Raw genomic sequence first — 12,259 nt, forward strand, 5'->3', positions numbered from 1 at the left:
GCAACTCTCTCAAATGCACGCAACTGGTCGGCTCAGGAGGGGCCACGGGTGTGACGGGGGCGCACGGCGATGCCCGTGCTCCGGTCACGCGCCGGTGCGGACGTACGCCGCGTCCCGGCCGGGAGCTCCTTGCCGAGGGCCTTGCCCAGCCGCTCGACGGCGACGTCGCGGTCGACCTCACCGCGGCCGTCCCGACCGACCCAGGAGACCCACACCATCGCCAGGACCGTCACGACCACGGCGGGCGCGAGCCAGAGCAGGATCTCCACGCCGCGAGCCTAGGCGTCCGTCGTACGACACCACGGCAGGCGTCACGGCGTGCCGACCCACTCCTCGCTCTGGTCGTCGAAGACCTGGTGCTTCCAGATCGGCACCTCGGACTTGAGCGTGTCGATCAGGTCGCGCGACGCCGCGAAGGCGTCGCCGCGGTGGGCAGCGGTCGTGGCGACGACCACGGCGAGGTCGCCGATGCGCAGCTCGCCCACCCGGTGCACGGCCGCAACGCCCCGGACGTCGTGGGCGTCGGCCACCCGGCGGCAGACCTCCTCGAGGCGCTCGAGCGCGGTCGGGTGGGCGGAGTAGTCGAGGGCGGTGACGCCCTTGCCGCCGTCGTGGTCGCGCACCTGCCCGACGAACAACGTGAGCCCACCGGCCCCGTCGTCGCCGAGCGCGTCGACGACCTCGGTCACGTCGAGCGGGGTGTCGCGGATCGCGACGAGTCGTACGAGGTCGGACGGGGCATCGGTCACGCGGTGAAGTGTAGGACCGTCGGCTGGGCGCGGTGGGTACGGTTGGGCACATGGGCCCCGACGACGAGAACCCCTCCGACAACCCCTTCAAGGGCACGCCCTTCGAGCAGATCTTCTCGCAGATGGGCGGCCTCGGTGGCGCGGGCGGCGGCATGCCCGACCTCAACTCGCTGATGGCGCAGATGCAGTCGTTCTTCGCGCCGCACGACGGTCCGATCAACTGGGAGACCGTCATCGACCTCGCCCGACGCACCGCCGCGCAGGGGCCCGACCCGACCGTGACCTCGGCGCAGTCCAGCGCGGTCGCCGACGCCGTACGCCTGGCCGACCACTGGCTCGACACCACCACCGAGTTCCCCTCCGGCGTCACCACGACGGCCGCGTGGTCGCGCGCCGAGTGGATCGTGGAGACCATCGACGTGTGGAAGGTGCTCGTCGAGCCGATCGCCGGCTCCGCCACCGCCGCGCTGAGCCAGGCGATGCCCGAGGAGATGCGCCAGCTCGCCGGACCTCTGATCGCGATGCTCGGCCGCGCCAGCGGCGCGATGGTGGCCAACCAGGTCGGCAGCGGGCTCGGCGCCCTCGCCGGCGACGTCCTCAGCGCGTCCGACATCGGCCTCCCGCTCGGCCCGACCGGCAAGGCGGCACTCCTGCCCACCAACGTCGAGGCGTTCGCGGCGGAGGTGCCCGACGTGACGGCCGACGACGTCCTGCTCTACCTCGCGCTGCGCGAGGCCGCCCACCAGCGGCTCTTCGCCGGCGTGCCGTGGCTGCGCGACCACCTGATCAGCGCGGTCTCGGAGTACGGCGCCGGGATGGACTTCGACACCTCCGGGATGGAGTCCAAGCTCCGCGACATCGACGTCTCCAACCCGGCCGCGATGCAGGAGGCGCTGTCCGGCAGACTGTTCGACCCCGAGCCGTCGGCGGCCCAGAAGGCCGCCCTCGAGAAGCTCGAGGTCACCCTCGCCCTCGTGGAGGGCTGGGTCGACGAGGTCGTCAGCCAGGCCACCGCCGAGCGGATGCCCGCCGCGGCCAAGCTGCAGGAGACCGTACGACGGCGGCGTGCCGCCGGCGGCCCGGCCGAGCAGACCTTCGCCACCCTCGTCGGCCTCGAGCTGCGGCCGCGCCGGCTGCGCGACGCCTCCGTGCTGTGGGGGTCGCTCCGCACGCGCCAGGGAGCCGAGGCCCGCGACGGCGTCTGGATGTCACCGCACCTGCTCCCGACCGCCGCCGACCTCGACGACCCGCTGGGCTTCCGCGAGGACTCGGTCGACCCGGGCGCGCTCTCCGAGGACGAGTTCGATGCCGGGCTGCGCGACCTGCTCGACGGCGGCGACAGCAGCGAAGGGCCCGCCGAGCGGTGACCCTCCACGCCGACGCCCGTGCCGTGCTGGCCGGGTGGGAGCCGCCGACGCCCCGGGACGCGCAGCTCCGCGACCGCTTCGTCGCGCTCCTGGACGCCGAGCCCGACGCGATGACCCGCGCCTGCCTGCCCGACCACCTCACCGCGGGCACGATCGTGCTTACGCCCGAGGCCGACGCGGTGCTGCTCAACCACCATCGGAAGGCGGACGGGTGGTTCGCCTTCGGTGGTCACTGCGAGCCGAGTGACACCACCCTCGCCGGCGTCGCGCTGCGCGAGGCGCACGAGGAGTCCGGGCTCGCCGACCTCGACTTCGACCCGGTGCCGCTCGACCTCGACGAGCACGAGGTGCACTTCTGCTCACCCGGCACGGTGGTGCACCACCTCGACGTACGGTTCCTCGCCACGGCGCCGCGCGACGCACGCCACGCCGTCAGCGAGGAGTCGCTCGACGTGCGCTGGTGGCCGGTCGACGCGCTGCCGGAGATCTACCCCGACATGCGGCGGCTGATCGGGGATGCGGTCGCGCGACTGCGCCCGAGCGACTAGTTGCTGGCGAGGCCCGACGGCGGGTTGTAGTGCACGCCGCCAGACCCTGGATCGGCGTCTACGTATACCGTCGTGCTCCCGTTCTGGCTCCGCTGGAACGTGAAGACAGAGCTCAGCGTCCCCGGGGGAGGTCCCGACGAGATCTGCGAGCCCGTCCGCGTGAAGGTCACCGTCCCGGCAGTCGTGTTGATCGCCGTCTGGCTCCAACCGCTGTTGGTGGCGGGGACAGTGGCAGCGGAGGTGAGGCCGGGAACGGTGAATGTGATCGTGAGATCAGTCGTCGCGGCGGTGCCGTTGTTGATCAGGTTGATCGTGGCGGTCAGGAACTGGTTGCCACCGGTCGCACGCACGACGGAGCCGTTGCTGGTCGACAGGTTGGCCCCCGACGCTGCAAACGCGGGCGCAGCACTCGCCACGGCGATCGCAGGCACGGTCCACGCGCCGGCGCGCACGACTTGACGGCGGCTCGGAGTAGTTCCGGTCACGACGAGATCCCCACGTTGCACAGAAGGCCGGGCCTGCTGACGCCCCCGGTCGGTCTGGACCAGATTAGGTTCTGGATCGTTCAACTACTCCGGCCTCACGGGAACCTCCGGGAGACCTTGAGGCCACCGTTGCCAGGGCGTGGAGAACTACTCGGGATCGACACCCGGGGGCGGCTCGAGACGGGCCCCGGTGGAGAATCCCTCGAGGTAGCCCTTCGCCTTCTCGGCCTTCGGGTAGCGGTCGACCCAGGCCCAGAACTCGGCCGTGTGACCGGCCTCGAGCAGGTGCGCCAGCTCGTGCACCAGCACGTAGTCGACGACCCAGCTCGGCATCTGCTGGAGCCGGTCGCTGAGCCGGATCGTCCGGTCGCCCGGCGTGCAGGAACCCCAGCGGGCGTGCTGGTTGGTCACCCAGCGCACCGAGGCCGGAACCGCGAGCCCGCCGAGGTAGAGGTCGTTGAGGGTCGCGGCACGCGCGACCAGGTCGTCGTCGGAGCGCAGCTTGCGCCGCTCCTGCCGCTCGATCCGCTTGACCATGTCGGCGACCCACGTCGCCTCGTCGCGCTTGCTCATCGTCGCCGGGATCAGCACCACGATCCGCTCGCCGTCGCGGTAGGCCGACACGGTGCGCCGGCGGCGACGCGAACGGCGCACCTCCACCTCGGCGGTCGGCGACGACGAGCTCATGACCCGAACCTAACCCTCGCCACCCACAGTGGACGCGCTGACGCGCTGGGCGTCAGAGCCGCGCGCCGGCCCACTCCAGGAGCCGGTCGCGCTCCCAGGTCGTGACGATCCGGTCGGGGTCGATGCCCGCCTCGGTGGCCCGGGCGGCGCCGTAGTCGAGCATGTCGAGCTGGCCGGGCGCGTGGGCGTCGGAGTCGATCGAGAACAGGCAGCCGAGGTCCCGAGCGAGCTCCAGCAGCCGGGTTGGCGGGTCGCGCCGCTCGGGGCGCGAGTTGATCTCGACCGCGACCCCCTCCTCGGCACAGGCGGTGAAGACGGCCTTCGCGTCAAACGTGCTCTGCGGCCGCACACCCCGGTTGCCCGTGACCAGCCGACCGGTGCAGTGGCCGAGGACGTTGGTGTGCGGGTTGCGCACCGCGCCGATCATCCGCTTCGTCATCGGCGCCGCGTCCATCCGGAGCTTGGAGTGGACCGACGCCACGCGGACGTCGAGGCGGCCGAGCATCTCGTCGGTCTGGTCGAGCGACCCGTCGTCGAGGATGTCGACCTCGATCCCCTTGAGGAGGGTGAAGGCGCCGCCGAGGTGCTCGTTGACGGCGTCGACGACGCCGAGCTGGCGGGTCAGCCGCTCGGCGCTGAGGCCGTTGGCCACCCGGAGCCGCGGGCTGTGGTCGGTGAGCACGAGGTAGTCGTGACCGAGCTCCATCGCGGTCATCGCCATCTCCTCCAGCGGCGACCCGCCGTCGGACCAGTCGCTGTGGGAGTGGAGGTCGCCGCGCAGCCGGGCGCGGAGCTCCTCACCGCCCGTCGCGAGCGGGCCAGCGGTCTTCTCGAGCTTGACCAGCCGCTCGGGGACCACGCCGTTGCACGCATCGGTGATCACCGCGGCGGTGCTGGGTCCGATCCCGGGGAGCTCGGTGAGCGTGCCGGCCTCGGCCCGGCTGCGTACCTCGTCCTCCGGCAGCGGCAGGATCGTGCGCGCGGCGTTGCGGAACGCCTCGATCCGCCGGCTCTCCTCGCGCTGGCGCTCCATGAGGAACGCGATCCGGCGCAGGGTGGCGACCGGTCCCCGGGCGGTCTGGTCGCTCACTTTTTCTCCTCCACAGGCACGCTCGCGCCGTACGCGCTGGTCACCCGCACAGTACGACGACCGCCCAGGCGTGTCGCCCACAGGGCTCTCCCCACCGCAGGCGCAGTCCTCCACGGGCGATCGAGCCCTCTGCACACCGCCTCCACAGCGTTGTCCACAGGCGTGGACGCCGCCCCGTTGACCGGCGCCGGTGCGCCTCCTAGCGTGCTCCCTCAGAAGGGCCCCACGGCTCCTCGACGTCAGCAGGGGAAGGCAGGCGTCGACGGCTGCGGGGCCCCTTCTTCGTTCCCGTGTGGCTAGCGGCCGCGGAACTGCGGCGCCCGCTTCTCCTTCGCCGCGGCGATCCCCTCCTGGAGGTCGGCCGTCGCGAGGGTCAGCGGCTGGGCGAGCGCCTCCCACTGCAGGGCGGACTCGAAGTCGCCGTGGCCACCGTCGGCCAGCGCGATCTTGGTGAGCCGGCTCGCGATGGGTGCGGTGGCGGCGATCCCGGCCGCCGTGTCCAGGACGTCGTCGAGGAACCCTCCGGGGTCGACCACACGCGAGACCAGCCCGAGCCGCAGCGCCTCGTCGGCCTCGACGACGCGACCGGTGAGGAGCAGGTCGCGCGCGTGGGCGGGGCCGACCACGTCGGGCAGCAGCCAGGTGCCCGCCATCCCGGCGTGCATGCCCAGCTTGTTGAAGGGCAGCCCGAGCTTCGCACCGGCGGCGGCGTAGCGGATGTCGCAGGCCAGCGCGAGGCACAGCCCTGCGCCGATCGCTGCGCCGTTGACCGCGGCGATGGTCGGCACCTCCAGCCGTCGGATCGAGAGCCAGGCCCGGTAGAACGGCAGCATCCGCGTCCGCAGCCGGTCGACGCTGGCGTCGGGCTCGCTGGCGATCCAGGACGTGTTGCCGCCCGAGCAGAAGGCACTCCCCTCCCCGGTGACCACGACCGCGCGCACGGACGGGTCGGCGGCGATCGCGTCGATCGCCGTGACCCACGACGAGGTCATCTCGTCGCTCATCGCGTTGCGCATGTCGGGGTTGTCGAGGGTGAGCAGCACGACCCCCTCGGAGGGCTGCTCGAGACGCAGGTGGGCAAGGTCGGAGAGGTCGGCGGGCATGCCCCGAGGGTACTGATCGGGCTGAGCGTGGAATCACCCGGTTTCACGCTCAGCGCGTGTGGTGCGTGAGCGTGGGCCACGCGTGGCGTAGGGTCGTCGACGGATCGCCGGCAACCGCCGGCTTTCCCCGGCGGGCTTCCCCTTCGACAACCCCGTCGCGACGACCAAGAAGAAACAAAGCAAGGAGGCCGTCATGGCGGAGACCTGGAGCGGTGAGTTCTACTGCGTCAAGTGCAAGGAGAAGCGCGAGGCGGAGGGCGAGATCAAGGTCAACGACAAGGGCACCAAGATGGCCAAGGGCGTCTGCCCGGTCTGCGGTACCAACCTGAACCGCATCCTCGGCAAGGCGTGAGACTCACCCCTTGAGCATCTAGCAGCGGCGTCACCCACCGGGTGGCGCCGCTGCTGCATTCGTGGCACGTGAATTCCCCTGTGCACGACGCTCCACGGCGGCTCTGCGTCTGGCACCGTCCGTGGCATGTCCCGCCCGCTCTCCCCCAGCCCGTACGCCGTCGGCCGGCGCGCCCAGCTCGACTGCCCGGCCGCGTGGCACACGCAGGTGCTGGCCGCCCTCGCGGTCGCCGGGATCGTCGTGGACGACTCCGCTCCCGTGGGGATCGCCCTCGCGCCCGGCCGTACGGTCTCAGCCGTCGTCGATGGCTGGAGCGTCGACTCGCTCCCCCACCTGCTCGTCGGCGTCACGCCGTGGGCGATCGAGGTCGGCCCGTGGGCGGCACCGGGCGTGGGTCCGTGCGCCCGGTGCGTCGCAGCGGCCGTGCTCGACGACCGCCCGACGACACCTGTCCCGGAGATGCCGCGACCGTTGCTCGCCCTGGCAGCCGGCGCGGCTGCGCGCGACCTCGCCGCCTGGTCGGCCGGGGAGCCGCCGCACACGTGGCTGACGTCGTGGCGCCACGACCACCACCCGCTGCCGGCAGAGCGACGGTGGGAGCGCCACCCCTACTGCGGGTGCGCCTGGTTCGACACGGCCTGACCCGCTCGGCACGGGCTCACCACCACTCGCTGTCGAGCTTGCCCTCCATCGCCCGCAGGTTCTCCCGCGAGCACGTGACGCAGAACCGCTGCTGACGACCGCGCTCGACGGCCGTCGTCCAGCTCAACGCCTCGGCCGCCGGCGCCTGGGTCCCGCAGTAGCTGCACGTGACGGTCTCGTCGTCGTTCACGCGAGCGACGCTACTCCCCGTCACACCCCGCCCGGGTGCGGAAATGCCGACGAGCCGGCACGTCGTCACCGTGACGACGTACCGGCTCGTGGTGCTCACCCGCGATCAGGGCGAGGGCTCAGATCGCGCGGGCGAGGGCGAGACGCGCCTGCTGCGCGGCCTGCTCGGCCTTGCGGCTCATCCGACGTGCCATGGCCAGCTGGTGGCCACGACGCATTTCGTGCGCCTCTCCCAGGCGCGCGGACATTTGCGCGCGTGCGAGTTCTTCATGCATGAGATTCATGTCGTTGCTTCCGTTTCGGTAGGTCTTCATGTCGGTCGTGATTCCTTGTGTTTCCTGAGTGGGAGGTGTGCGGTGGCGCCTACGCGGCGGCCCCGTCCTTCTGCTTCTGCTCGGCCGCGTGAGCAACCTGGTCGGACTTGCGGGGCCGGCCTCGCGGCCGCTTGCGCGGGATCACCACGCCCTGGAGGAAGAGCTCGCCTCCCCAGACGCCCCACGGCTCACGCCGCTCGAGGGCTCCGTCGAGGCACAGCGCCTGCACGGGGCAGTCGACGCAGAGAGCCTTGGCGTGCTCCACGTCCGCAGGGGACTCGGCAAACCACAGCTCGGCGTCGTTGACGCGGCAGGGCAGCAACTCCTCATCCACTCCGGCGGCTGCGTCGTGCAGTGCTCCCAGGGGTGCCTGGGTGGCGTCGGCAGCTCGGTTGCGGTCGAGAACGCTGATGGTCATGTGTATTCACCTCCTACTCGTTGACCTGATCGCGGGTGTTGATGGACTGGACAAACAGAAAAGCCGCGGATCCCGGTGTCGGGTTCCGCGGCCTGGAGGCTGCCGATGTAGGTGAGTCACCTATGTCGACGGACTCCAGGTAGGAGAACCCGGGAAATCGCCCTTGATCCGAACGATGGCGGCGTCGCCCTGGACAGCCACCACGCCGGCACCGAGTGCACGCGAGTGCGCGCAGGGGCGGCCGAGGGTGGACATGCCGAAGGACGGCGTCCAAGCCGTCATCGTCTTCGTGTAGTTCTCCATCAGGGCCACCTCCTTCGGGGCATAGGGCGCGGATCCTTGTCAGGGATCCCATGCGCGTGGGTTGTGAGAGGAACGCTAGACCCTGCTCCGCGTCAGGGGCAAACGATTTTGTGGGTATTACTTCAAAAAGTTTCCGGATTCATCCTTTGGACCCGTCGGCGACCAGCGCGAGCACCTCGTCGCCGTACTTGGTCAGCTTGCTCGGACCCACTCCGCTGATGGACCGCAGACCCTTCTCGTCGGCCGGGGTGTGCTCGGCGATGAGCTGCAGTGTCGCGTCGGTGAAGATCACGAACGCCGGGACGCTGTCCTGAGCCGCCCGGGCCAGGCGCCACTCGCGGAGCCGCTCGAACAGCGCCTCGTCGTAGGAGGCAGGGCAGTCGCCACAGCGGCCGATCTTCTTCTCCTGGGCACTCGAGAGGGGGCGTCCGCACTCGCGGCAGTGCATCGCCGCGCGGTTGCGCTTGCTGCGCTCACGGCGCTGCGTGGAGACGCCGGGCACCCCGTCGAGCAGGGGTGCGAGGAACGGCGACGCACCGCGGTTGCCGCGGCCGCCGGGCTCGCGGGCGCTCGCCCACGAGACGGTGAGCTCGTCGCGGGCGCGGGTCATCGCGACGTAGAGCAGGCGGCGCTCCTCCTCGACCTCGGCCGGGGTCTGCGCCTGCGAGATCGGCATCATCTTCTCGTGCATGCCGGCGACGAAGACGGCGTCCCACTCGAGGCCCTTGGCGGAGTGGATCGTGGCCAGGGTGACGGCGTCGGCGACCGGCGCGTGCTGCTCGCCGGCCCTGCGGTCGAGGTCGTCGACGAAGTCGCCGAGCGAGGCCTCGGGCTGCTCGCGCGCGAAGTCGATCGAGAGGTCGACGAGGGCCTGCAACGACTCCCAGCGGTTGCGCACCTCTCCCCTGCCCTCCGGCGGCTGGACGGAGTGGCCCATCTGCGACAGGACGGCGACCACCGCCTCGGCCACGGGTCCGGACGCCTCGCCGCTGCGCGCGGCACCGCGGACGAGGGTGATCGCCTGCCGCACCTCGGGACGGTCGAAGAACCGTGCCGCACCGCGTACGACGTAGGGCAGCCCGCGGGCGGCGAGCGCCTCCTCGAAGCGCTCGGACTGCGCGTTGATCCGGAGCAGCACCGCCATCCGGCTGGCAGGCATGCCCTGCGCACGCAGCGCGGCGACGCGGTCGGCGACGGCGTCTGCCTCGGCCACCTCGTCGGTGGCCTCGCGGAAGGTGATCTTCGCGCCGCCGGGTCGTTGGGCGACGAGCGCGACGCCTTGGCTGGCCGTGCCGGCCAGGAGCGTGTTGGCGCCGGCCACGACCTCGGGCGTGGAGCGGTAGTTGCGGACCAGCTCGACGCTGGTGGCCGACGGGAAGCGCGTGCCGAACTCGCGGAGGTAGCGCGCGTCGGCTCCCGCGAAGGAGTAGATCGTCTGGGCCGGGTCGCCGACGACGCACAGCTCGTCACGGCCACCGAGCCACAGGTCGAGCAGCGCGTGCTGGAGCGGCGAGACGTCCTGGAACTCGTCGACCACGAACCACTTGTACTGGCGGCGCACCTGCGCGGCGACAGCCTCGTTGTCGGCGAGCAGGCCGGCACCGAAGAGGAGCACGTCCTCCATGTCCATCCGGCCCTGGTCGCGCTTGACCTCCTCGTAGGCGCCGAACGCCCGCGCGACCACCTCGGGCTCGAGCCCGGCGACCGAGCGGCCGCGCGCCCTGGCCAGGGCGGCGTAGGAGTCCGGGGAGACGTTGCTGACCTTGGCCCACTCGATCTCGCTCGCGAGGTCGCGCAGGGTGGCCTGGTCGGTGGCGAGCCGCTGGCGGCGCGCGGCGAGGGCGAGCATGCCCAGCTTGGACTGGGTCAGCTCGGGGAGCTCACGCTGGTGGACGCGCGGCCAGAAGAACCGGAGCTGGCGCAGGGCGGCGGAGTGGAACGTCCGGGCCTGCACTCCGGGCGCACCCAGGGCCCGCAGCCGCTCGCGCATCTCGCCCGCCGCCCGCGTGGTGAAGGACAGCGCGAGGACCTCGGTGGGCGCGTAGACCCCGGTGGCGACACCGTGGGCGATGCGGTGGGTGACCGCTCGCGTCTTGCCCGTGCCGGCACCCGCCAGCACGCGGACCGGACCGCGCAGCGCCTCGGCGACCTGTCGCTGCTCGGGATCGAGCGCATCGAGCAACGTCGGCTCCTGGCGGGGGTGGGTGGACGAACGCGTCAACCCTATGCGCCGCGACCGACAGCCGGCCGGCCGCTCTCCACAGCCCGGACCCGGCCGACTGCGACCCGTCGCACGGGAATGCCCGCGCCGACGGCGTCGTTGGACCAGGCATGTCCGAGAACCAGTTCACGATGTTCACCACGCCGTGGTGTGGCTACTGCCACCGCCTCAAGAGCCAGCTCGATCGCGAGGGGATCACCTTCGACATCGTCGACATCGAGCAGCAGCCCGACGCGGCGTTCACCGTCGAGCAGGCCAACGGTGGGAACCAGACCGTGCCGACCCTTCTCTTCTCCGACGGGAGCACCCTGACCAACCCCTCCGTGGCTGCGGTCAAGGACAAGCTCGCGGCCCTGGCCTGAGGGCCGGGAAGCAACCGGGGTTAGCCTGACGTCGTGTCACTGCTGAACTCGATCGACCGCCCCCATGTCCTCACCGCGATCGAGACGTGGGACAAGGCCGGCGGATCCAACTACATGCTGGTACGCGGCGGCGTGTCGACCCACGTGCTGCTGCACGCCGGTCGGGAGTACGACGCGGCCGCGATCGTGGGCATCGCCCACGGACTCGCGACCGGCAACACGCTGACGCCTGCCGAGGTGCCGGGCGGCTCGGCCGGGGCGAGCAAGGCGCTGACGCGGCTGGGCTTCCAGATCCGCGACGACTCGCCGCCGGCTCCCCAGCGGGTCCCGGGAACGAAGGCGACGACGCCGCGCATGCCGCGGGCAGCAGCGGCGCCGCGCGCCACCCCGCGCCCCCGGGTCGCCGCGAGCGACCGGATCGTCGACAACCTGTGCCCCCGCTGCTTCATCGCGATGCCTGCCACGGGCATCTGCGACCAGTGCGACTGACCGGCTAGTCCCAGCCCGGCCCGTCCAGCGGGCGGCCGAACCACGACTCGATGAGCGATGACGAGATCGAGATGCCGCGCGGCACCACGAGCTCGCCGGAGCGGCCCGCCGCCTCGAAGTCGGCGCGCGTCCACCAGCGAGCCTCCTCGATCTCGGCGCCGTCCACGTCGATCTCCGTGCTGGTCGCACGCCCGATGAAGCCGAGCATCAGGCTGGCGGGCAGCGGCCACGGCTGGCTGCCGAAGTAGCTCACCTCGCCGACCCGTACGCCGACCTCCTCGTCGACCTCGCGGCGTACGGCGTCCTCGAGGGTCTCCCCCGGTTCGCAGAACCCGGCGAGCGTGGACCAGCGACCGGGCGGCCAGGCGCGGTTGCGGCCCAGCAGGATCGCCTCGTCGTCACCGTCCCCGTGGGTGATCGCCATGATCACGGCCGGGTCGGTGCGTGGGAACTGCGGACGGTCGCACTGCGTGCACCGCAGCTCGTGACCGGCGGCCCGGCTGACCAGGGTGCCTCCGCAGCGCGGGCAGAAGCGCGTCGCGTGGTGCCACTCGGCCAGCCCGATCGCGTGCATGACGAGCGGCGCCTGGTCCGGCGTACCGTCCGCCAGCAGCGTCAGCACGTCCCTCAGGGGCACCCACTCCGCCGGGTCGCCGGGAGCGTCCTCGGGCCTGACGATGACCGCGACGTGGACGGTGTCGTCCCGGTCGCCGAGGAGCACCAGCGTGCCGTCGGGCGCCTGGTCGGGCGAGACCCAGTCGACCGCGCCGTCGACGGGCCGGAGGCGGTTGCCGGACACCACCAGCACCCGCGTCGCGGGGTCGGACATCCGCTCGTCGAGCCAGTCCTGGTCCGTGCGGCGCAGACCGATGCGGTTGTGTGCGTGGGCCGACAGTGCGGCGTGCGGGAGGAGGCGCTCGGAGCTCACGCTTTCCCACGC

Annotated in this window: 17 protein-coding genes; 7 read left to right on the forward strand and 10 right to left on the reverse strand. The window is 71.8% G+C overall.

The window, feature by feature from the left end:
- Positions 1 to 32 precede the first annotated feature (32 nt).
- A complete protein-coding gene (locus tag JI751_RS20340) occupies positions 33 to 269 on the reverse strand; it encodes a hypothetical protein (RefSeq protein WP_307814419.1) in 237 nt (78 codons plus the stop codon).
- 42 nt (positions 270 to 311) lie between these two features.
- The gene (locus tag JI751_RS20345; RefSeq protein WP_201940659.1) at positions 312 to 749 is read right to left on the reverse strand and encodes a molybdenum cofactor biosynthesis protein MoaE; all 438 of its coding nucleotides are present in this window, start codon (positions 747 to 749) and stop codon (positions 312 to 314) included.
- A gap of 50 nt (positions 750 to 799) precedes the next feature.
- Here JI751_RS20345 and JI751_RS20350 point away from each other — a divergent pair, with 50 nt between their 5' ends.
- The 3 genes from JI751_RS20350 to JI751_RS20360 all read left to right on the forward strand — a co-directional run bounded on the left by JI751_RS20350 (position 800) and on the right by JI751_RS20360 (position 3,123).
- Positions 800 to 2,116: a zinc-dependent metalloprotease gene (locus JI751_RS20350; protein WP_201940661.1), complete on the forward strand. Its 1,317-nt coding sequence runs from the start codon at positions 800 to 802 to the stop codon at positions 2,114 to 2,116.
- Positions 2,113 to 2,664 carry an NUDIX hydrolase gene (locus tag JI751_RS20355; RefSeq protein ID WP_201940663.1) on the forward strand — a complete coding sequence of 184 codons (552 nt, stop codon included), beginning with the start codon at positions 2,113 to 2,115 and terminating at the stop codon, positions 2,662 to 2,664. Before JI751_RS20350 ends, JI751_RS20355 begins: the two co-directional genes overlap by 4 nt.
- A gap of 72 nt (positions 2,665 to 2,736) precedes the next feature.
- A complete protein-coding gene (locus tag JI751_RS20360; RefSeq protein ID WP_201940665.1) occupies positions 2,737 to 3,123 on the forward strand; it encodes a hypothetical protein in 387 nt (128 codons plus the stop codon).
- Positions 3,124 to 3,296: 173 nt separating this feature from the next.
- Here the strand turns inward: JI751_RS20360 and JI751_RS20365 are convergent, their stop codons facing one another.
- The 3 genes from JI751_RS20365 to JI751_RS20375 all read right to left on the reverse strand — a co-directional run bounded on the left by JI751_RS20365 (position 3,297) and on the right by JI751_RS20375 (position 6,029).
- Positions 3,297 to 3,836, reverse strand: coding sequence for a M48 metallopeptidase family protein (locus tag JI751_RS20365; protein ID WP_201940667.1), 540 nt, complete (start codon positions 3,834 to 3,836; stop codon positions 3,297 to 3,299).
- A 52-nt stretch (positions 3,837 to 3,888) separates the two neighbouring features.
- Positions 3,889 to 4,926, reverse strand: a complete 1,038-nt coding sequence (locus JI751_RS20370; protein WP_307814420.1) for a PHP domain-containing protein — start codon at positions 4,924 to 4,926, stop codon at positions 3,889 to 3,891.
- Between the two features lie 296 nt (positions 4,927 to 5,222).
- Positions 5,223 to 6,029 (reverse strand): enoyl-CoA hydratase/isomerase family protein, encoded by an 807-nt coding sequence (locus tag JI751_RS20375; protein WP_201940669.1) that lies wholly within the window; start codon positions 6,027 to 6,029, stop codon positions 5,223 to 5,225.
- 193 nt (positions 6,030 to 6,222) lie between these two features.
- Between JI751_RS20375 and JI751_RS20380 the strand changes: the two genes are divergently transcribed.
- The gene (locus tag JI751_RS20380) at positions 6,223 to 6,381 is read left to right on the forward strand and encodes a DUF5679 domain-containing protein (RefSeq protein ID WP_090969683.1); all 159 of its coding nucleotides are present in this window, start codon (positions 6,223 to 6,225) and stop codon (positions 6,379 to 6,381) included.
- A gap of 126 nt (positions 6,382 to 6,507) precedes the next feature.
- Positions 6,508 to 7,023 (forward strand): hypothetical protein, encoded by a 516-nt coding sequence (locus tag JI751_RS20385; RefSeq protein ID WP_201940671.1) that lies wholly within the window; start codon positions 6,508 to 6,510, stop codon positions 7,021 to 7,023.
- 16 nt (positions 7,024 to 7,039) lie between these two features.
- On the opposite strand, the gene JI751_RS20390 is transcribed toward JI751_RS20385, so the two are convergent.
- From JI751_RS20390 to JI751_RS20405, 4 genes are all read right to left on the reverse strand, one after another.
- A complete protein-coding gene (locus JI751_RS20390; protein ID WP_201940819.1) occupies positions 7,040 to 7,213 on the reverse strand; it encodes a hypothetical protein in 174 nt (57 codons plus the stop codon).
- 118 nt (positions 7,214 to 7,331) lie between these two features.
- Positions 7,332 to 7,622 (reverse strand): putative WhiB-interacting protein, encoded by a 291-nt coding sequence (locus tag JI751_RS20395; RefSeq protein ID WP_504739131.1) that lies wholly within the window; start codon positions 7,620 to 7,622, stop codon positions 7,332 to 7,334.
- Positions 7,576 to 7,944, reverse strand: a complete 369-nt coding sequence (locus JI751_RS20400; protein WP_201940675.1) for a WhiB family transcriptional regulator — start codon at positions 7,942 to 7,944, stop codon at positions 7,576 to 7,578. Before JI751_RS20400 ends, JI751_RS20395 begins: the two co-directional genes overlap by 47 nt.
- Positions 7,945 to 8,386: 442 nt before the next feature.
- Complete coding sequence (locus JI751_RS20405) at positions 8,387 to 10,429, reverse strand: ATP-dependent DNA helicase UvrD2 (RefSeq protein ID WP_307814421.1); 2,043 nt, start codon at positions 10,427 to 10,429, stop codon at positions 8,387 to 8,389.
- 149 nt (positions 10,430 to 10,578) lie between these two features.
- Here JI751_RS20405 and JI751_RS20410 point away from each other — a divergent pair, with 149 nt between their 5' ends.
- Together JI751_RS20410 and JI751_RS20415 are read left to right on the forward strand one after the other, a co-directional pair.
- Positions 10,579 to 10,830, forward strand: a complete 252-nt coding sequence (locus JI751_RS20410) for a mycoredoxin (RefSeq protein ID WP_201940679.1) — start codon at positions 10,579 to 10,581, stop codon at positions 10,828 to 10,830.
- Positions 10,831 to 10,863: 33 nt separating this feature from the next.
- Positions 10,864 to 11,319: a ScoMcrA-related endonuclease gene (locus tag JI751_RS20415; RefSeq protein WP_201940681.1), complete on the forward strand. Its 456-nt coding sequence runs from the start codon at positions 10,864 to 10,866 to the stop codon at positions 11,317 to 11,319.
- A gap of 4 nt (positions 11,320 to 11,323) precedes the next feature.
- Here JI751_RS20415 and nudC read toward each other — a convergent pair whose 3' ends face one another.
- Positions 11,324 to 12,247: an NAD(+) diphosphatase gene (gene nudC / locus JI751_RS20420; protein WP_307814422.1), complete on the reverse strand. Its 924-nt coding sequence runs from the start codon at positions 12,245 to 12,247 to the stop codon at positions 11,324 to 11,326.
- Positions 12,248 to 12,259: the final 12 nt, after the last annotated feature.

Source organism: Nocardioides baculatus, assembly GCF_016735675.1.
Classification (GTDB): domain Bacteria; phylum Actinomycetota; class Actinomycetes; order Propionibacteriales; family Nocardioidaceae; genus Nocardioides; species Nocardioides baculatus.

Excerpts from the sequence above, each read along its gene's own strand:
- JI751_RS20350 (WP_201940661.1), top strand. The coding sequence starts at position 800 with ATGGGCCCCGACGACGAGAACCCCTCCGACAACCCCTTCAAGGGCACG.
- JI751_RS20400 (WP_201940675.1), bottom strand. The coding sequence starts at position 7,944 with ATGACCATCAGCGTTCTCGACCGCAACCGAGCTGCCGACGCCACCCAG.
- JI751_RS20380 (WP_090969683.1), top strand. The coding sequence starts at position 6,223 with ATGGCGGAGACCTGGAGCGGTGAGTTCTACTGCGTCAAGTGCAAGGAG.
- JI751_RS20410 (WP_201940679.1), top strand. The coding sequence starts at position 10,579 with ATGTCCGAGAACCAGTTCACGATGTTCACCACGCCGTGGTGTGGCTAC.
- JI751_RS20365 (WP_201940667.1), bottom strand. The coding sequence starts at position 3,836 with ATGAGCTCGTCGTCGCCGACCGCCGAGGTGGAGGTGCGCCGTTCGCGT.
- JI751_RS20385 (WP_201940671.1), top strand. The coding sequence starts at position 6,508 with ATGTCCCGCCCGCTCTCCCCCAGCCCGTACGCCGTCGGCCGGCGCGCC.
- JI751_RS20375 (WP_201940669.1), bottom strand. The coding sequence starts at position 6,029 with ATGCCCGCCGACCTCTCCGACCTTGCCCACCTGCGTCTCGAGCAGCCC.